Source organism: Nonomuraea sp. JJY05, from assembly GCF_043496855.1.
Lineage (GTDB): Bacteria > Actinomycetota > Actinomycetes > Streptosporangiales > Streptosporangiaceae > Nonomuraea.
Genome location: NZ_JBIEIS010000018.1, coordinates 137,779 through 157,000 on the forward strand (window position 1 = coordinate 137,779; position 19,222 = coordinate 157,000).

At 71.1% G+C, this 19,222-nt stretch carries 14 protein-coding genes; 7 read left to right on the top strand and 7 right to left on the bottom strand.

Annotated elements, in window-relative coordinates; all coding sequences use genetic code 11:
- Positions 1-52: 52 nt before the first annotated feature.
- The gene (locus tag ACFKCF_RS28315) at positions 53-994 is read left to right on the top strand and encodes a PmoA family protein (RefSeq protein WP_394498190.1); all 942 of its coding nucleotides are present in this window, start codon (positions 53-55) and stop codon (positions 992-994) included.
- A complete protein-coding gene (locus tag ACFKCF_RS28320) occupies positions 991-2,235 on the top strand; it encodes an ROK family protein (protein ID WP_394498192.1) in 1,245 nt (414 codons plus the stop codon). Before ACFKCF_RS28315 ends, ACFKCF_RS28320 begins: the two co-directional genes overlap by 4 nt.
- A gap of 39 nt (positions 2,236-2,274) precedes the next feature.
- On the opposite strand, the gene ACFKCF_RS28325 is transcribed toward ACFKCF_RS28320, so the two are convergent.
- The 5 genes from ACFKCF_RS28325 to ACFKCF_RS28345 all read right to left on the bottom strand — a co-directional run bounded on the left by ACFKCF_RS28325 (position 2,275) and on the right by ACFKCF_RS28345 (position 10,297).
- On the bottom strand, positions 2,275-3,498 hold the full coding sequence (locus ACFKCF_RS28325; RefSeq protein ID WP_394498194.1) for an esterase-like activity of phytase family protein: 1,224 nt from the start codon (positions 3,496-3,498) through the stop codon (positions 2,275-2,277).
- Between the two features lie 75 nt (positions 3,499-3,573).
- Positions 3,574-3,921 carry a DUF1330 domain-containing protein gene (locus tag ACFKCF_RS28330; RefSeq protein WP_394498195.1) on the bottom strand — a complete coding sequence of 116 codons (348 nt, stop codon included), beginning with the start codon at positions 3,919-3,921 and terminating at the stop codon, positions 3,574-3,576.
- 104 nt (positions 3,922-4,025) lie between these two features.
- A complete protein-coding gene (locus ACFKCF_RS28335) occupies positions 4,026-5,174 on the bottom strand; it encodes a HupE/UreJ family protein (protein ID WP_394498197.1) in 1,149 nt (382 codons plus the stop codon).
- A gap of 53 nt (positions 5,175-5,227) precedes the next feature.
- Complete coding sequence (locus ACFKCF_RS28340; RefSeq protein ID WP_394498199.1) at positions 5,228-9,193, bottom strand: metallophosphoesterase; 3,966 nt, start codon at positions 9,191-9,193, stop codon at positions 5,228-5,230.
- Positions 9,194-9,589: 396 nt separating this feature from the next.
- Positions 9,590-10,297 (bottom strand): SDR family NAD(P)-dependent oxidoreductase, encoded by a 708-nt coding sequence (locus ACFKCF_RS28345; RefSeq protein ID WP_394498201.1) that lies wholly within the window; start codon positions 10,295-10,297, stop codon positions 9,590-9,592.
- A 177-nt stretch (positions 10,298-10,474) separates the two neighbouring features.
- On the opposite strand from ACFKCF_RS28345, the gene ACFKCF_RS28350 reads away from it, so the two are divergent.
- Positions 10,475-11,392 carry a LysR family transcriptional regulator gene (locus ACFKCF_RS28350; RefSeq protein WP_394498202.1) on the top strand — a complete coding sequence of 306 codons (918 nt, stop codon included), beginning with the start codon at positions 10,475-10,477 and terminating at the stop codon, positions 11,390-11,392.
- 139 nt (positions 11,393-11,531) lie between these two features.
- Here the strand turns inward: ACFKCF_RS28350 and ACFKCF_RS28355 are convergent, their stop codons facing one another.
- Together ACFKCF_RS28355 and ACFKCF_RS28360 are read right to left on the bottom strand one after the other, a co-directional pair.
- The gene (locus tag ACFKCF_RS28355; RefSeq protein ID WP_394498204.1) at positions 11,532-12,284 is read right to left on the bottom strand and encodes a DinB family protein; all 753 of its coding nucleotides are present in this window, start codon (positions 12,282-12,284) and stop codon (positions 11,532-11,534) included.
- A gap of 39 nt (positions 12,285-12,323) precedes the next feature.
- Positions 12,324-13,175 carry a hypothetical protein gene (locus ACFKCF_RS28360; protein WP_394498205.1) on the bottom strand — a complete coding sequence of 284 codons (852 nt, stop codon included), beginning with the start codon at positions 13,173-13,175 and terminating at the stop codon, positions 12,324-12,326.
- 135 nt (positions 13,176-13,310) lie between these two features.
- Here ACFKCF_RS28360 and ACFKCF_RS28365 point away from each other — a divergent pair, with 135 nt between their 5' ends.
- The 4 genes from ACFKCF_RS28365 (at position 13,311) to ACFKCF_RS28380 (ending at position 19,215) form a co-directional block, all read left to right on the top strand.
- Complete coding sequence (locus ACFKCF_RS28365; RefSeq protein WP_394498207.1) at positions 13,311-14,678, top strand: sensor histidine kinase; 1,368 nt, start codon at positions 13,311-13,313, stop codon at positions 14,676-14,678.
- 202 nt (positions 14,679-14,880) lie between these two features.
- Entirely contained in the window at positions 14,881-16,770 is a 1,890-nt protein-coding gene (locus tag ACFKCF_RS28370; protein WP_394498209.1) for a trypsin-like peptidase domain-containing protein, read from the top strand.
- A 169-nt stretch (positions 16,771-16,939) separates the two neighbouring features.
- Positions 16,940-17,962 (top strand): LacI family DNA-binding transcriptional regulator, encoded by a 1,023-nt coding sequence (locus ACFKCF_RS28375; protein ID WP_394498211.1) that lies wholly within the window; start codon positions 16,940-16,942, stop codon positions 17,960-17,962.
- Between the two features lie 86 nt (positions 17,963-18,048).
- A complete protein-coding gene (locus tag ACFKCF_RS28380; RefSeq protein WP_394498213.1) occupies positions 18,049-19,215 on the top strand; it encodes an acyl-CoA dehydrogenase family protein in 1,167 nt (388 codons plus the stop codon).
- Positions 19,216-19,222 lie beyond the last annotated feature (7 nt).

A 19,222-nucleotide genomic window follows, 5' to 3' on the forward strand; every position in this document is an offset into this window, starting at 1 on the left:
ATCTCGAAACTGGCGAAGCCGGGAATTGTCGTACGCTCAACCCTGGGAAAAGATGCTCGCCCTCGTCGAGGCCCAGAGAGGCGGCGATACGACCATGCACGCTCCCGGCGTACCTCCCGCGCGCACCGACCGGCCGCACGGAGTCGCCGTGCTGCGGCTGCGCGGGCACGACGTCGCCGAGTACGTCTGGGAGCCCGACCTGCCGCTGTCGGCGTCCCCGCGTCCCTACCTGCATCCCGTACGCACGCTCGCCGGCGTCACCGTCACCGACGCGGCGCCCGACTCCCACCCCCACCAGTTCGGCATCAGCGTGGCCGCCCCCGACCTCGACGGGTGCAACTTCTGGGGCGGGCGCACCTTCGTCGCCGGCCACGGCCCGGCCTGGCTGGACAACCACGGCATCCAGCGCCACCAGCGATGGCTGCGCCGCACCAACACCGAGCTGCACCACACCCTCGAATGGGCCGACCCGCGCCAGGCGACGCTGCTGCGGGAGCAGCGCTCGATCGCCTGCCGGCCGGTCGACGAGACCGCCTGGTCCCTGAGCGTCCACACCCGGCTCACCAACGCCGCCGACCGGCCGCTGCCCTGGCGCACCCCGGCGGCGCTGGGCCGGGTCGGCGCCGGCTACGGCGGCGTCTTCTGGCGCGGCCCCGCCTTCGCCGGCGCCGCGCAGGTGCTCAGCCCGGACGGCGCCGACATCCGGCGCGTCCACGGGCAGAGCGCCGACTGGGTCGCCGTCACCGGCCACGACCGCGACGGCCGCCCCTGGACGACGCTCTTCACCCACGCCGACGAGGCCGGCGCGCGGGACAGGTGGTTCGTCCGCGCCCGCGACTACCTCGGGGTCTGCTCGTCGCCGGCCTGGGACGAGCCGCTCGTGCTGGCGCCCGGCGAGACCATCGACCGGCACGTCGTCACCGTGGTGATCGACGGTGACGTCTCCGCCGCCACGGCCGCCGAGCTCGCCCGCACCGCCCGGTCGGCCGCATGACCGCGCGCGTCCGGCCGAGCAGGCCGCGCGAGTCCGAAGAACCCGTACGGCAGGAAAACCTGCGCACGCTCAACCTCGAGCTGGTCTTCCGCCACATCCTGGCCGCCGCGCGCCCCATCTCCCGCACCGAGCTCGCCTCGGTCACCGGGCTGACCCGCCCCACCATCACCCGCATCGCCGAGGAACTCCTGGCCGGCAAGCTCATCACCGAGACCGGCCTGTCGCACAACGGCCGCGCGGGGCGGCCCCGCGTCGGCCTGACGCTGTCGGAGAAGGGGCCGGCCGGGCTGGGGCTCGACATCCGCGCGGACGGCCTGGCGGCCTGCGTGGTCGACCTCACCGGCACCGTCCGCCATCTGGCCTTCACCCCCACGACGTACTCCGGCTTGAGCGCTCCCGACGTGCTCGCGCAGCTGGCCCACATGGCCCGGGCCGCCATCGACGCCACCGCCGCCGAAGACCTCACCGTCCTGACCGCCACCCTCGCCGTCCCCGGCCCGGTGCAGGCGGGCATCGTGCAGTCCGCGCCCGAGCTCGGCTGGCGCGACGTCGACGCCCAGGCGTTGCTGCGCGACGCCATCGAGCCCCTCGACCTGCCGATCTCGGTCGACAACGAGGCCAACCTGGCCGCCCTCGGCGAGCTCTACGCCAGCGACAACACCCTGCACAGCTTCGTGTACGTCTCCGGCGGGCTCGGCATCGGCGCCGGCATCGTCCTGGACGGTCAGCTCATGCGCGGCGCCCGGGGCTGGAGCGGCGAGCTCGGGCACGTGACGGTCTATCCCGACGGCAACGCCTGCCCGTGCGGCTCGCGCGGGTGCCTGCAGACCTATGCCAGCCTGTCCGCCGTCCTCGGCGACGAGCCCGCGCCGGCCGGCACCACCCCCGACGCCGCCGCCACCGGCCGGGCCGAGGCGGGGCACCCCGCCACCATCGCCGCCCTCGACGCGGCCGGCACCGCGCTGGGCATCGCGCTGGCCGACATGCTCAACATCCTCGACATCGACACCGTGCTGCTGGGCGGCAGCTTCTCCCTCCTGGCGTCCTGGCTCACCGCGAACGCCAGAGCCGAGATCGATCGGCGCGTCCTGACCGCCGCCTGGGCGCCGATCACGCTCCGGCCCGCACTGCTGGGCCCGGACGCGGCCGTCATCGGCGCCGCGCTGACCTCCATCGACCAGATCCGCCGGCATCCGGCCACCTGGCTCGCCCGCCGGCCGAACCACGTGACCACGGCCTGAAGGGTCTTCCCGGCGGCCCGCCGGGAAGACCCTCGCCAGTCAGCGGGCGTGCAGGCGCCAGGGCAGGCGGACGGTGATGAACTCGTCGTTGTCCGGCTGCCCCGGCGTGCGTCCCGACGAGAACGGGAAGTTGTTGTCGTTGAGGATCCCGAGCGTGCGGTCGTCCAGGATGACGACGTCCTCGATGGTCTGGAACGGGAAACGGAACGTCTCCCCGAACCCGCCGAGCCCCTTGGGGTTGGCCAGGTCCAGCAGGTCGGCGGCCAGGGTCTTGTCCATCGCGCCGTCGCGGTCGCGGTCGCGGTCGTCGGCCAGGTAGACGCGCTTGAGCGCGGCCGCGTCGCCCTGGTTGTTGTCCCGCTCGATGATCAGGAAGCGGTGCTCGTCCACCGCGATGGTGTCGCCGATCGCGTTGGCGGGGCTGTCCAGCCGGTACGTCCACCGCTTGCCGGTGTAGGCGCGCTTGCGCACGTCGAACTCGTTCATCCGCAGCGTGCCCGCCGGGTCGCCGTTGACCGTGCCCTCCAGCAGCGGGTACAGCCACCGCCCGTCGGCGGAGCGGGCCATGCCCTCGAAGCCCTTGCTGCCGGCCAGGTTGGGGGTCGCGCCGTTCAGCGTCGGGTTCTCGGGCGCCTTGACGCCCGGCAGCTCGATCGGCGCCTCCAGCAGCGTGCCCCGCGCGGAGAAGTGCAGCAGGAACGGGCCGAACTCGTCGCCGATCCAGTACGTGCCGTCATCGGCCCGCACGATCGACTCCACGTCGAAGTCGGCGCCGGTGAGCTTGCGGTCGGCCCTGGTCAGCGGCCAGGGCACCCGCCCGCGCGGGTCGGTCAGGTTGAACCCGCCGAGCACGTCCACGGTGCCCGCGCGGAAGTCCGGCTTGATGCGGTGGACGCGCAGGAGGAAGTCGGCGCTGTTGGCCTTGTTCCCGTACCCGTTGTCGGACAGCACGTCGAACGTGCCGTCGCCGCGCCGGACGATGCCGCTGAACCCCTGGACCGGCTGGCCGGAGAAGGGCGGGGTCACCCCGTTGATCGCAGCCGTACCGATCTGGGAGCCGGACGGCTCGCTGCCGGGCACGAAGGTCTGGGCGGGGAGCGAGGCGAACCCGGTCAGCGTGGCCCGGGCCGCGCCGTCCGGCGTGGCGGCAGCGGCAGCGGCAGCGGCAGCGGCAGCGGCAGCGGTGGCGTAGGACGCGGGACCGGTCGCGGCGATGCTCACGGCCAGCGCGGCGGCGCCTACCGCCAGGGAGATGCGTTTCATGTCCGGCACGGTAGAGGGCGCAAATGACGCGTTTCCTAACAAAACGTGCATGCCGCGTTCACCTTCGGCGGGACCTCACCGGTTCGCGGCCGCCCGCATCGCGGCCGCCATCGCCGCCGAGTCGTGGTCCGGCTCCGCGCCGTCCACCAGTACCAGGTCACCGGGGATGTGGTCGGCACGCAGGCGCAGGATCGCCTGGTAGGCAGGCGAGTCGTACCACTCGCGCGCCTGCTCGATCGACGGGAACTCGATGATCACCAATCCGCCGGGCCACTCACCCTCGCGTACCTCCACCGGCGCCCCGTGCACCACGAACCGGCCGCCGAACGGATCCAGGGTGGCCTGGATGCGCTCCATGTACTGGAACACCTCCTCGTGCGGCTCCGCCGTGGGACGCAGGTGGGCGAGGGCGTACGCGCTCATGGCTTTCTCCTTCGTCAGCGGGCCGCCGCCCCGGCGGCCTCATGGGGAACATCCTGCCGGGGTGCACGTAAGGGGGTCGATTACCTCAGAGGTAGGCAGAACCGTCAGAGCGGCAGCGGGATGCGGTCGAAGAACCAGTACAGGCTGACCGCCACGATCGGGGCCGAGATCGCGGCCACCGCCCAGCGGGCCGCGGACGTGCGGCGCAGCAGCGCCAGCAGCGGGAAGAGCGCCGCGATGAGCACGAGCTGCGTCACCTCGATGCCGAGGTTGAAGCTCAGGAGCGACAGGAGCAGCCCCCAGGACCCGCTCTCCTTGATGTCCAGCGCGCCCGCGAAGCCCAGCCCGTGGATCAGGCCGAAGGCGAAGACGATCGGCAGCCGCCACTTGCCCGGCTTGTCCTCGTCGCGGCCCAGGAGGTTGGCGACCGCCACGACGATGATCGACACCGCGATGACCGGCTCGACGATCGCTCCCGGAACGTCCACGATCCCCATCGCCGCCAGCAGGAACGTGATGCTGTGGGCGACGGTGAAGGCGGAGGCCGTGACGACGACGTCGCGCAGGCGGCGGGCCCCGATGACCAGCGCCAGCAGGAAGAAGATGTGGTCGAGGCCGAACAGCAGGTGCTCGGCGCCGAGCACGAAGAACTCCCCTGCCTGGCTCGACGCCTGGTGCTCGCCGACCTTCACCGTCGGCGCCCCGGCCTCCAGGACGGCCGAGCCCGTCTCGCCGTCGAGCTCGTAGCGGACCATGGTCTTCGTGCTGTGGACGAAGCTCTCGGCGTCGGGGAACAACGCGCTGGAGATCTCGTGCGCTCCCCCGCTCTCGCCCCGGCAGGCGTAGGCGTAGGTGAGCACGGCGAAGGCCGCCTTGCCACGGACGCGGATGCCGGCCTCGCCGACCTGGGTGGGCGCGCACGGCTTGCCGGCGTACGCCACGGCGAAGCGGCGCGTGACATAGTCGGTCACGGCGTCGCGGTTGATCTTGAGCTGGCGGAGCTGCTCGGTCCGCTCCTTCGCGTCGTAGGCCTCGGCGTAGAGCCAGGCCGACTTCATGAGGAGGTCGTACTCGAGGTCGAGCACGGCCTTGACGTCCAGGCCCGAGCCGGTCACCTCGGCGTGGGTGGTCGTGGTCGCGTCGTGTGCCGCCGCCGGGGCGGGAGGCGCCAGGCCGGCCAGCACACCGCCGAGGACCAGGGCGAGGACGACGGCGGACAGCCGGCGCATGCGGGGCATGTCTCGTTTCTCCATGTAAGGGATGAGAGCCGCCCCCGGACCGGGGTCCGGGGGCGGCGAGGACTGGGTCAGCGGTCGAACCAGTGGTACATGGGCGAGTCCGGTCCCCACGTGCCGGGGCGGCCGTGCTCGTCCTTGGTGACGAAGACGCTCGGCTCGGAGGCGGTCACGCCGCCGCCGGTGGAGCGCGCCGTGACGAACCAGGCGTAGGCCGTGTCGTCCTTGAGGCGCTTCCAGGTCACCGAGGCGACCTGGCCCGACGTGACCGTGCTCTTACCGATGACCCGCGTGGGCTTGTAGATCGCCAGCGAGTCGGTCTGGAAGGTCGTCGTACGGGAGGTCAGGTCGACCGGCAGCACCATGTTGTCCTCGAGCCCGTTGTAGCGGCGCAGCGGGTCGTACTCGTTGGCGCCGAACTCGTTGAGCAGCGGGGAGTAGGTGTCCACGCTCAGCTCCGCCCGCTTGACGTTGAACTGCAGCATCCGGAAGAAGCTCGCGCCGAACTGGAGCTGGTCCTGCGGGTTGTAGCCGCCGATCGCGGTCAGCCCCAGCCGGTCGGCCGACACCGTGTAGAACTGGTAGTCCGCCAGGAGCTCGACGACGCCGTTGCCGACCTGGCCCACCTTCGGCTTCACGTTGGTGCCCACGCCGTGCTCGTGACCGGCGAGGATGAGGAAGACGTTGGGATTCTTCTCGACCACCGTCTTGTACAGCATCGAGCCGTCGGGAGCCGAGAAGCCGGCGCCGCGGCCGTCCGGGTTGGTGCTCGGCACGAGGTAGTCGTGCGAGAGCAGGATGCCGTTGCGGTTGGGGAACTTCTTGAAGACGGAGTCGGCCCACTCGGCCTCCTCCCTCGTCACGCCGTACGACAGTCCCACCACGACGAAGTCCAGCCCGCCCGCGGAGAACAGGTCGTAGTGGTTCTGGTTGTCGCCTTCCTTCCACGGCCCGCCGTACTCGGCGTGCTGCCAGCCCTGCGACGCGCCCTGGTACCGGCCGGGGCCGTAGTACTTGTTGTAGATCGCCTCCGGCCCGTTCTCGGTGCCGGACTGGTTGTCGTGGTTGCCGGCGATCACGCCGTTCGGGATGCCCGCGTCGTCCAGCACCTTCTGCTGCTTCGAGGACACCTCCAGCTCGCCGACGACCTGCTGCTGCGTGGCCTCGTCAGCGGGCTTGCGGATGTTGTTCTCGATGATGTCGCCGGTGTGGGCGACGTACGAGATCTTGCGCTGGTCCTTGTTGTCCTTGATCCAGTTGACGATGCCGGCGTAGGCGGACTCCCACACCGCGCGCTCCTCGGCGGTCTCCTGCTCCACCGCGCCCTCGGAGATGTACTGGGTGTCGGTGAAGTGGACGATCGAGAAGTCGTAGGAGGAGGGGTCGGCGAAGCCGTTCGGGTCGCCGGGGTCGATGTCGTCGGCGAACGGGTCCTCGCCCGTCACCATGACGTGGACCTGGTGCCTGTCGATGTGGTCGTCGTCGACGACGGCCGTGAGCACGGTCTTGCCCTCGGCTGCGCCGCGGGTGCTCGTCAGCAGGTCCCACGCCTTGGACCTGGCGTTCCATGCCCGCAGTCCCGCCAGGCGCTCGGGGTCGATGACGCCCTCCCAGCGCAGGACCGGGGAGTCCACGTGACCCTGCACCTCGACGTCGTAGCGCTGGTAGACGAGATCCTGCCCGGAGGGCGCGTCCACCGTCTTGCCGTCGGCGGGCTCCAGCCCGTCGGTCCTGACGCGCTTCTCGCCCGGCACCCGCAGGGTGGCCGGGAGAGACTGGGCCGTGCCCTGGTACGCCTGCTCCGGGGTGAGGATCTTCGCCTCGTTGAACGTGGCCGTCACCTGGCCGCCGTCGGGCTCGGCCACCTTCGCCGAGAGCGTGACGGGATCCGACACGTCGGTGGCGCCCCGCGCCGGGCTCAGCTCGGCCGGCACGTCCGGGATGCCCGCGGACTCGAACACCACCTCGCGGGTCGTGGCGTTGCCGAGCCCGTCGGCACCGGTCACGGCCAGGGTGTGCCTGCCGGCGCGCAGTCCCGGGCCCACCTGGGCGCCCAGCTCGATCGGCCGGCCGTCGAGCTTGACGTCCGGGCCGGACACGACGCCGGAGGCGTCCTCCAGCTTGACGTCCAGGACGACTGTGGCGGTGATCTTCTCACCGCCGGCCGGGACGCTCCTGGCGACCTTCGGCGCCGAGTTGTCGGTGATCAGGGTGCGGGTGGCGACCTCGCCGGTGGCCGACTCCGCCGCGAGCTTGTGCTTGCCGTCCTTGAGGGCGGTGGTGTCGAGGTCCGCGCGCAGGCCCCGGGCCGGGGCGTCCACCAGGAACTCGAGGTCGATCTCGGTGAGCGGGTTGACGTTGTCGCCGCAGTTGCCGTCACCCATGCTGTACGAGGTCTTCAGCAGCTGTCCGGTCGCCGTGCCCTGCGCCGGGGTCAGCGCGATGTTCGAGATCGCGAAGTCGTCGCGGTTGTTGCCGCACGAGGTCGGGAAGGTGCCGGCCACGAAGTCGATCGTGTTCCAGCCGGGCACCAGGAACTCGTTCGGGATCGTGAAGTCGACGCGCCTGCTCACGAAGTCGCCGTCCAGCACGACCTTCTGGCCGTTGACGAGCAGGAAGTTCTGGTAGCGCGCCTCGATCGAGTTGCTGCCCACGTTGAAGCTGAAGGTCGCCTCGCCCGAGCCGAGGGTCTCGATGACCTGCACGGCCGGGGCGTCGATCTTGTAGCGCAGCTCGGCCTCGCGCAGGAGGGTCTGGCCGCTGCCGCAGGTGCCGTCGCCCATCTCGTACGACGCCTGGACGTCCTGGCCGGTCACGGTGGCGCCGTCGAGGGTGAGCTCGAGGTTCGTGATCGTGAAGTCGTCGCGGTTGTTGCCGCAGGTCTCCTTGGCGTCGCCGGTGACGACCTTGATCGTGTTGTCGCCGGGCACCAGGAACTTGGCCGGCACCGCGACGGTCACGCGCCGGCTCGCCCAGGTGCCGCCCAGGTCGACGCGCTTGCCGTTGACGAGCAGGAAGTCGTCGTACTTGTCCTCGATCCCGTCCGCGCCCACGTCGAAGCTGAGCATCGCGGCGCCGTTGCCCAGCGTGGGCTTCGTGACGGGCTTCTCGCCGTCCACGGTGAGGGACTTGACGCCGCCACCGCTGTTCGCCGGGACCGTCGCGAAGACCGGTTCGGTGCCCGCCACGAGCGTGCCGTCCGTCGGCAGCAGGCGCGGCGCCCCGGCGGGGGCGTTGTTCACGGTCACGGTGTTCTTGACGGTCACGCCGGCCGCGGTCGTGGCGGTGATGGCGTGCTCACCGTTGGTCAGCGTCGTGGTGTCCAGGTCCGCGGCCAGGCCCGTGGTGCCCTGCGGGTCGCCCTGGACGAAGAACTTGAGCGTGGCGCGCTTCAGCAGCGTGGTGTTCGTGCCGCAGCTGCCGTCGCCGAAGGAGAGCGTGTACGGGTTGTCCTCGCCGTCCGCGACCTCGCCGAGGAGTTCGAGGCCCACGTCGGACAGCACGAAGTCGTCGTAGTTGCTGCCGCACGAGGAGGGGATCGCGCCGACGACGATCTCGACGGTGTTCTCTCCCTTGACGAGGCGCTCGTTCGGGATGTCCATGGTCGCGCGCTCGTTCACGAAGTTGCCGATTTCGTTGCGGTACTCGCCGTTGACGAGCACGTAGCTGTGATACTGCGCCTCCGTCGAGTTCGAGCCCACGTCGAAGCGGAGCTTGGAGACGCCCACCGTACGGGTGGCGTCGAGCGCGGTGTCGTCGACGGCGAGCTTCGTGACGCTGTCACCGGCCGCGGTCGGGACCGCCGCGACCTTCGCCGTGCCCTCCAGGTACGAACCGCCGGCGGGGGTGAGCGTCGGAGGGCTCGGGACGGCGGTGGTCGTCGGCGTGGGGCTGGGCCGGCCCCGGTCCTGTTCCGCCGTCCCCGGGTCGGCGTACGCGGCCGTGACGAAGCTGCTCACCATCAGCGTCGCGATCGAGGCGGCCAGGGCGAACCGCGCCCGGCCCCCTAAGCCGCCCAGTGACTTTCGTGCTGCCATTGGCAGTCCCTTCTATACGTGCATAAGCAGGCCATAAAGCGGCTTGCTCCCGGGCGGACACGTTGGAGCGCACGAGTGAACGTTGTGCAGAGAGAGGCTGAAGGGACGACAAACTGTTGCGTCATTCTGGTCATCTGTCACAAACGGGGAACTTTGCGACTCACGTCACATTCCCGGCGGTGATACGCGAGCCCAGCACGGCGACCCCCGACATGGCGATCCCCGCGCCAACGCCGCCGTCCATGCTCCTGTGCGGAGGTCAACCTTGGCCGTTCGCTCGGCCTGCGGGAGCGCGCGCCCCCGGGACTCAGGCCGTCGCTCTGGCCGGCGGGGAGCGGGGCTTCCGGGGCTCAGTGGCCGTCGCTCTGGCCGGCGGGGAGCGGGGGCTTCCGGGGCTCAGTGGCCGGCGCTCTGGCCGCCGTCGACGTGCAGGATCTCGCCGGTGACGAACGGGGCCGTCTCCAGATAGACGATCGCGTCGACGATGTCTCCGATCTCGCCCATCCGGCCCACGGGGTGCAGGCCGGCGAGGAAGTCGTGGGTCTCGTCCGGGTGCATCGGCGTGCGGATGACGCCGGGCGCGACCGCGTTGACCCGGATGCCTCGGGAGGCGTACTCGATGGCCAGCGACCTGGTGGCCGAGTTGAGGCCGCCCTTCGTCAGCGCCGCCAGCGCGGACGGCACCCGGCTGTCGGCCTGGTCGGCCAGGCTGGTCGTGATGTTGACCACGTGCCCGCCACCCTGGGTGAGCATGACGTCGACGGCCCGCTGAGTGATCTCGAAGAACCCGCGCAGGTTGACCCCCGTCACCAGCTCGTAGTCCTCGTCGGTGTAGTCGGTGAACGGCTTGGCCACGAAGACGCCGGCGTTGTTGATCAGCGTGTCGACCCGGCCGAACGCCTCCAGCGCCCGCTCGATGACGCGCCCGCCGGCGGACGGGGCGGCGATGTCACCGGCGACGGTCCGCACCAGGGGGTCGTCGGAGGGCGCGATCGTTCGGGAGTTCGCGACAACCGCGTAGCCGAGCTTGCGGTAGGCGGCCACCAGCCCCGCGCCGATGCCCTGGGACGCGCCGGTGATCACGGCGACTTTATGCGTGCTCATGGGTTTCTCTTCTCAGAAGATTGAGGCCGTACGTCATCGGGCCTCGATCAGCGCGGCCGGTCGGCAAATGGGACGGACCGGCACCGCGCGGCCATGGTGCCGGCCGGGCGCGATCCCGCCACGACCGGTTCACTCTCTGCTATGAGGCTGTGCCTCCCAGCGCACTACCCTGGGCGAATGGAGCTACGCCAGCTGCGCTATTTCGTCGCGGCGGCCGAGGAGCTGCACTTCGGCCGCGCCGCGCTCCGGCTGCGCATCGCCGGCCCGTCGCTCTCCCAGCAGATCAAGGCCCTGGAGCGGGATCTGGGCGTACGCCTGTTCGACCGGGACCGCCGTTCGGTCGCCCTCACCCCCTCAGGACAGGCGCTGCTCCCCCAGGTCAGGGCGCTGCTCGACCAGGCCGACGAGCTGCGCCGCTCGGCGGCCGGCGTGGCCGCCACCGAGCCCGTCCGGCTCGGCTACGTCAGCTGGCGCCCGCCCGACCTGACCGCCCGCGTGTCCGGCGTCGCGCAGCTGCACGTCGACGCATGGGTCATGCCGTCACACACCCAGGCGGGACGGGTCGCCGACGGCAGCATCGACCTGGCCATCTGCTGGGTACGGGCCGACGACCTGGCCGCCCACGCGCTGGAGGCCCGGCTGATCGGCGCCGACCGGCTCTTCGCGATCTCCACGGGCGCCGCGTCCGCGGTCCCGGCCAAGGACACGTCGGTGCTGGTGGACGCCGACGCCGCCACCTGGGACTCGTGGAACCGCTATGCCGAGGAGTTCGCCCGCGACACCGGCGCCCGGGTCCTGCGCATCAACGACGGCGGCATCACCGGGCCGGCCTTCTTCGACCATGTACGGCGGCTCCGCAGCCCCGTCGTCAACTCGCCGAAGGGGCAGACCGCCCCGGTGCCGCCGGACCTCGTCCAGCGGCCGGTGGTCGACCCGGCGCCGTACTGGACCTGGGCCCTGGTGTCCCGGCGCGACGAGACCCGCAAGGCCGTACGGGCCGCCGTCGAGGCGCTGACCCGGGACGTCGGCGGGCTCGGCCCGGACGCCGCCACGGCCTGGCTCCCGGCCGGCGACCCGTTCCGCCCGACCACATGACGCACCACACGCATGACGCACCACACGCATAACGCACCACACGCATGACGCACCACACGCATGACGTGCCGCTGGATGACGTGCCGCTGGATGACGTGCTGCTGTGGATGACGTGCCGCCGGGCGGCGTGGGGGTCGTGTCAGTGTGCTTCGAGTGTCGCGAGGTCGCGCAGCAGGTAGCGGCGGTGCTCGCACTCCTCACCCATCACCACGCGCAGGCAGCTGCCGACCGTGCGCGGCTCCTCCGGGTAGCCGGGCGCGGGTGTGCGGGTGCAGGCCCGTTCGAGCCCTTCGTCGGTGAGGCCGTCGAGGATGCCGCGCACCAGCGCCACCCGGTCGGCGCGCGCCCGCGCCACCTCCGCGTACGACGGGCGCGCGTCGAGGTCGATGCCGAGCGCCGCCGCGTCCTCGGGCGGGTAGCCGGAGTGGGTGAGGCCGAGCCGGTGGAACGGGTCCGGCGCATCGAGGATCGCCCGCCCCGCCCAGGCGTCGGTGGCGAAGACGAGGTGGCGAAGCGTCTCGACGAGGGACCATTCGCCGTCGACCCGTTCGTGGCGCGCCTCTTCGGGCAGCCGTTCGGCGCGGGCGAGCGTTTCGGACCAGAGCTGCTCGATGGTCTCCCACATCGCGCGGAAGTCGTCGGCCGTACGCATCTCCCGTAGCCGCACCCGTTCGGGATGGCGGCGGTCGAGCTCGGCCTCGACGTAGGGGGTGACGTCCACGTCGTTGACGCGGAAATTGCGTATTTCTCCGGACACGTTGACGTCCATGAGCCAGGAGTCGACGATCTTGATCCGGCGTAGGTCACAGCTGCGGAACGTCGCGGCGGAGAGGTCGGCCATCGTGAAGCTCGCGGCCCGGAACGCGTCGGTGTTGTCGTACTGCGCTGCCATCGCGCCATTGTGCCCCTGCTACCCGTGGCCGTACAGCGCCTATGTCACCCCGCGCACGACGGGCAGCCCCGTGCCCGAGTCGAGCACGAGGCGATCGCCGAGCGGCCGCGTCAGCGTGACGGTGATCGTGCCCATGTGAAGCGCCAAGTCGCAGATCCCGCCGGAGCCCTCCTCATCCACGTCCACCACCACGAGCTTGCCGGTCTCGTACGCCCGCGCCCCGTGAACGCGGTCGCAGGAGCCGTAGCCGTACTCCAGGAGCAATTCGTGCGGCTTGCCTGCGACGAGGTCGAACCCCATCACCTCTTCGAATTCCCCCTCCCGGGCCTGCGGCCGGGCGGTGACGGCCGAGGGGGCGACCGCCACGTACTCGAACTTCGACTCGACCCCCTTGACGGTGAACAGCCAGGTGGGCACCGGGATCGCGCCGCGGCTGGTCTCCAGCGTCGTCTCGCCCAGCTCGGCCCCGGTCACCCGGAGCGGGCGGCAGCCCTTGGCCGGGCACTCCTCCTCGATGAAGTCGGCCGGCTTGCTGAGCTCCGCGTACGCCTCGGCCGCCGTGACGAGCGGCACCTGCGAGACCGAGCCGTCCGGCCACCGCACGCGCGCTTCGACCGGGGACTTCGGGGGCAACTCGCCCGCGAGCTTCCACACGCCGTTGTGCGCGCTCTGGGTGACCCAGGCGGGAGGGTCGATCCAGCCCTGGGGAGCCTGGAGCCCTCGTAATGGCACGAAACCCGAACGCCAGGCGCGGTCGCCTGACGAGCCGTCCCAGCGCGCCACCACCTCCAGGGCGCGTGCCTCGAACCGGCACGGCGAGACCCGATCGGACCACCAGCCACAGGAGGCCAGGAGCAGCACCAGGCACAGGCCCGCGATCGTCCTACGCAAGACTTCGTGATCACCTCCGGGCGCCTACGGTAGCCGTTCGCGGCAGGCGTGACCCACTTATCGGATTTGTGGGGGAATCTCCCTGAATTAGGGGCGAACGCACTCGATGTGGTCTTCTGACTACCGGGGTGTGGAGTGATCAGACGGCTGGGCCGGTCGTTGCGGATGCGGCTGGCGCTGCTCGCCAGCTTGGCCATGTTGCTGCTGAACGTCGTCGTCAGCGCGTTCGTGCTGTACGCCATCAGGAACGAGGCCGCCGACATCCGGGCGTACGACGTGGCCAGCCAGGCCCTGCGCGTGCTTCTCATGGTCAAGCGCAACCAGTTGCCCGCGACGGTGACCGCCAACGGGCTCGACGGCATCCAGGTGATCGACTCGGCGGGACGCGTGGTCTCCTCGACGCCGAACCTGGCCGGCCTGCCCCAGCTCACGAGGGCGATCCCGCATCAGAACACGGCCAACGACGTCGCCGAGTTCTGTGACCTGCGCGCGTTTCCCGGGCGGTGCGAGCTGGTGGTCGCCATGCACGCGTACCAGCCGGACGGCGCGTGGGTCATCTACGCCTTCGCCCCGGCCGTGCCCTGGTACGTCAGCCTGAAAGTGATCCTCTTCCAGATCTGCGTGGCGTCGCTGCTGGTCGCGCTGAGCTGGTTCGGGGTGTCGCGCGTGGTGGCCCGGACTCTCGCGCCCGTCCACAACATCACGAAGAGGCTGGCCGAGATCACCGCCGGTGGAGGCGGGATGCGGCTCCCCGTACCGGAGAACGTCGACGACGAGATCAGGACGCTCGCCTGGACCGGCAACCAGATGCTGGAGCGGCTGGAGGCCGCGATGGACAAGCAGGCGGAGGCGGTGGAGCAGCAGCGCAGGTTCGCCGGGGACGCCTCGCACGACCTGCGCAGCCCGATCACGGCGATGCGCACCCAGGTCGAGGACGCGCTGCTCAACCCCGAGGACGCCGACTGGCGGGCGACGGGCGAGGCGCTGCTGGCCAGCCTGGACCGGCTCCAGGCCATCGTCGTCGACCTGCTCACGCTGACCAAGCTGGACGCGGGCGCGCCGAGCTCCCGGGAACCGGTGGAGCTGTGCGAGCTGGTCGCCGCCGAGACCGACAGGCAGCGTACGAAGAGCGTCGTCACCACGCTGCAGCCGGGCGTGGCCGTCACGGGCGACCGCCTGCAACTGGCCCGCCTCCTGACGAACCTGCTGGACAACGCCGAGCGGCACGCCGAGTCGCAGATCCTCGTCACCGTACGGCGGCAGGGCCGGCAGGCCGTGCTGGAGGTGCTCGACGACGGCGCCGGCATCGCGCCCGGGCAGCGCGAGACGGTCTTCCAGCGCTTCACCCGCCTGGACGCCGCGCGCAACCGCGACGCCGGCGGGACCGGGCTCGGCCTGCCCATCGCCCGCGAGATCGCGCGCGCCCATGGCGGCACGCTCACGATCGAGGACTCCGACCGCGGCGCCCGCTTCGTCCTGCGCATCCCGGTCCGAGAGGGCTGAGCCTCCCGGCCCGAGAGGGCTGAGCCTCCCGGCCCGAGAGGGCTGAGCCTCCGGACCCGAGAGGGCTGAGCCTCCCGACCCGAGAGGACTGGGCATCCCGGTCCGTGCGGAGTGCGCCGCACCCCCAAGTCGGCTCCAAGCCACGCACAAGAGCCGGACCTCACCATTTCCGGATGTGAGCGGAAATTTCAGGACAAGGTTGATGAAGATCGCCGCAGGTGCGGCGGTCGCCATGGCGGTCGCGCTGCCCGCGTTACCGGCGGCGGCCGACACGCCCGATGAGCGGCCCGACGTGCCCGTCGGCACCTGGCTGGCCGCGCGTACCCAGCCCGCGGTCCAGCTGACGAGCTTCACCTACACCGGCACGGTCGCCGTGCCGACCAGCACGATCAACCAGACCGCGTTCAACCGGCTCGTGGAGCAGGCCACCGCCACCGTGGCGTCCGGCAAGATCTCCTCGGACGAGCGCAGCATCGCCAAGTGGCTGTTCCAGCAGATCGCGGCCGACGTGGACACCTACCTCGCCTCGACCACCCCGGAGCGTACGGTCGAAGCCGAGGTCGGCGGCCTGTGCACCGGCTGGTGGGTCACCCCCGACGGGTACATGGTCACCGGGGCGCACTGCGTCCAGGTCGGCGAGACCGAGCTGAGCCAGCTGTTCGCGCAGCAGGCGCTGGCCAAGTTCAATAAGCAGGACGCCAAGGAGATCATCAGCGGGCTGCGGGGTCTGGAGGCCGACGAGGAGATCGTCAAGCTCGCGCAGCAGATCTACGTCACGTTCAACACCAACCACATGCAGCTCCGCAACCTGAAGCAGAGCCTGTCGGTGATGCAGAGCCTGCCCGGCGGCGGCGTGGACAAGACGGCCAAGGCGGTCCCGGCCGAGCTGGTGTCGGTGGGCGAGAGCTACCCGGGCAAGGACTTCGCGCTGCTCAAGGTCAACGGCCAGCAGAACCTGCCGACCGTGCCACTCGGCGACGACGCCGACGTGCGTACCGGTGACACGCTCTACATCAGCGGCTTCCCCGGCCTGGTCACCAATACGCCGTTCTTCAGCCTGGAGTCCAAGCTGGAGCCGGCGCTGACCGAGGGCCCGTACAACGCCAAGCGGACCACGCAGACCGGCGTGCCCTACATCCAGACCCAGGCGCCCTCCTACCACGGCAACTCCGGCGGCCCGGTGTTCAGCAAGGACGGCAAGGTCATCGGCATGCTGATCGCCGGCACGGTGAGCGAGAACGGCGAGGCGTCGGAGAGCGAGAGCTTCGTCCTGCCGGTGGGCATCATCAAGGAGAAGCTCGGCGAGAAGAACATCAAGCCCGCCCAGACCACCACGACGACCCGCTACAACGAGGCGCTCAACGACTTCTTCCGGCACTACTACTCGGACTCGCTGCCGAAGTTCCGCGAGGTCCAGGCGCTGTTCCCGAACCACCCGTACGTGGCCAAGTACATCAGCGACGCGCAGCAGGCGATCTCCGCGGGCAAGGACGAGTCGCCCAAGCCGATTCTGCTGTGGGTGCTGATCGGGGCCGGCGTGCTGGTCGCCGCCGTGATCGTCGCGGTCCTGGCCAAGGTCATCCGGGGACGCGGGCGCCGGCGCCGTCACTCCGAGCCGTCCTTCGTCCAGCCCCCGCCCGGCGCGGTGACGCCCCCCTCATGGCGGCAACTCCCCGCGGGCCAGGCGCCGCCTCCGGCGCAGGAGGCGTACGGGCAGGCGGCACACGGGCAAGGGGCATACGGGCAGCCAGCGTATGGGCAGGCGGCGTACGGGCAGGGCGCCGACGGGTACGGCCCCGTCGCGTACAACGCCGGCGGCTACGGTGCCGCGCCCTACGGGTCGGCCCCGGACCACGGCAACCCCCAGTACGGGTCGGCCCCCGACCACGGCAACCCCCACTATGGACCGGCTCCGGACCACGGCAACCCCCAGTACGGAGCCGCCCCGGACCACGGCAACCCCCAGTACGGACCGGGCCCGTACGGGTACGCCGCGCCCCCGCACGGCCAGGCGCAGCCGCCCTCGGGTGAGCAGACGCGCGCCGTCCGCTACGGCCAGTTCACGCCACCGCCGAACGACCGCCCCTCCTAGACCGCCCACGGTGCGGTACGACATCCGGGCGGTGATCTCCGACGCCACCGGCGCTTCCGTCGAGTACCACACCACACCCGTCTGCCGATCGGGAAATCCCTGATCCCTGTCCCGACGGCCCGTCCTCGGTTGATCTTTCCCTTTAGGGTGGTTCCTGAGGGAGGTATCGATGCCGAGCAGTCCCGGGCGTTCCACGCTGGCCACCGTCGCCGCCTCGGCCGGCGTGTCCGTGACCACCGTGTCCAAGGTCCTCAACGGCCGCAGCGACGTCGCACCCGCCACCCGCTCGCTGGTGCAGTCCCTGCTGCACGAGCACGGCTACGTCGCCCGCCGGTCACGCCGGGCGCGGACGGCGGCTCCGGCGACCGTCGAGGTGGAGGTGACCTCGGATCTGTGTGCCTACTCCGCCCAGATCATCCAGGGCATGATCGAGGCCGGAGCCGAGTCGGGCGCGGCCGTCGTCGTCACCAGCCCGGCGGTCATGGCCGGCGGCGGGGCCTCCTGGGTCCGCGGCCTGGTCGACGCCGGGCGGCGAGCGGTGATCACCTTCGGCAGTGAGCCGGCCCCGGCCCAGCTCGCCGCGCTGTCCCGGGCTCGCCTGCCGGTGGTCGTCATCGACCCGATGAACCTGCCGGACACCCCTGTGACCAGCGTCGGCTCCACCAACTTCGCCGGCGGCCTGTCCGCCACCCGGCATCTGCTGGATCTCGGGCACCGTCGCATCGCCTACCTCGGCGGCATCGCCGGCGCGGCGTCCAACCAGGCACGCATGCACGGCTATCGCGCCGCGATGGAGGCCGCGGGCATGCCCGTGCCCGCCGAGTACGTCCGTGCCTCGGGCTTCTGCTATCCCGACGGGGAGACGGGCGGAGCCGCCCTGCTCGACCTGCGGCTCCCGCCGACGGCCATTTTCGCCGTCAGCGACGAGAGCGCCCTCGGCGCCATACAGGCCGCCAGGGCGCGGGGCCTGCGCGTGCCCGAGGACCTCAGCGTGGTCGGCTTCGACGACACCGAGATCGCGATCATGACCTCGCCGCAGCTGACCACCGTACGCCAGCCGCTGCGCGAGATGGGCGGCGTCGCCCTGCGCACGGCCCTGCGCCTGGCCGCCGGCGAGAGGATCGAGTCCCGCCACATCGAGCTGGCCACCGAGCTGATCGTCCGGGGATCGAGCCGGGCCGCCGGACCATGAGGTTGCGCGGCGGCTCTGGACACCGCGCCGCTTACGTGATCTGACGGAGTAAGAGCGCCGACGATCGCGAACAGGAGCACCTGGACATGAGCGACACGCCGCGACTGCACACCGCGGGCAACACCCTGCTGGAGCGGGCCCGGGCACTGCGCCCGCTGATCGAGCGCGACGCGGACCAGGCCGAGGAGCAGGGCAGACTCACCGCCCCCGTCGTGGACGCCCTCCACGAGGCAGGACTTTTCGGTATATGGGTGCCAGTACCGCTCGGCGGTGCCGAACTGTCGCCGAGGGAGCTGATGGCCGTCCTCGGCGAGCTCTCCTACGCCGACCCCTCGACGGGCTGGGTGGTCATGGCCACCACCCTGGAGAACGGCACGGCCGGCGCCTACCTGGGCGACGAGGCCGTCGAGCGCATCTTCAAGGGCCCGCGGATGCCGCTCTTCGCGGGCCAGGGCACCCGTCCGGGCGTCGCCGTCCCGGAGGACGGGGGCTTTCGCCTCAGCGGCCAGTGGAGCTTCGCCTCCGCCATGCTGCACTCCCAGTACGTCCACAGCCTGGGCGCCATCGAGGGCACCGACGAGGTCCGGATCTTCATCACCCCGATCGAGGATGTCAAGCTGCTCGGCAACTGGGATGTCCTGGGCCTGCGCGCGACCGGCAGCGTCGACTACTCCATGGACGACGTCTTCGTGCCGGAGTCGCAGTCGCACGTCTTCGACACGAACGAGCCCCTGCGCGGCGGCGCCATCTACCGGCTCGGCCTGGTCGACCAGGCGCTGATCTGCCACTCCGCCTGGGCGCTCGGCGTCGGCCGCCGGCTGCTGGACGAGCTGAGCCGCTACGCCGTGGCACGCGCCGGGCGGACCGGGCAGATCGCCGACAGCCACGCCTTCCACACCGACTTCGCCCGCGCCGAGGCGAAGTTCCGCGCCGCGTCGGCCCTGGTGCGCGAGACGTGGGACGACGTGGAGCGCACCCTCGACTCGGGACGGACGCTCGACGTGCGGCAGGAGACGATGGTGCGGCTCGCGCTGAACCACATCACGTCGACGATCATCGAGGTCTCCCACTTCGTCTACGCGTCGGGCGGCACCTCGGCGCTGCGCGACGGGCTGATCCAGCGGCTGTTCAGGGACGTCCACGCCGGCGCCGCGCACATCACCTCGGGCCCGCAGCTGCTGCGGGAGTGCGGCCGCGAACTGGCCGGCCTGGCCGCGGGCGAGTCCTGGGCACTGTTCGGCCTGGAGCCGTGAGAGTGCT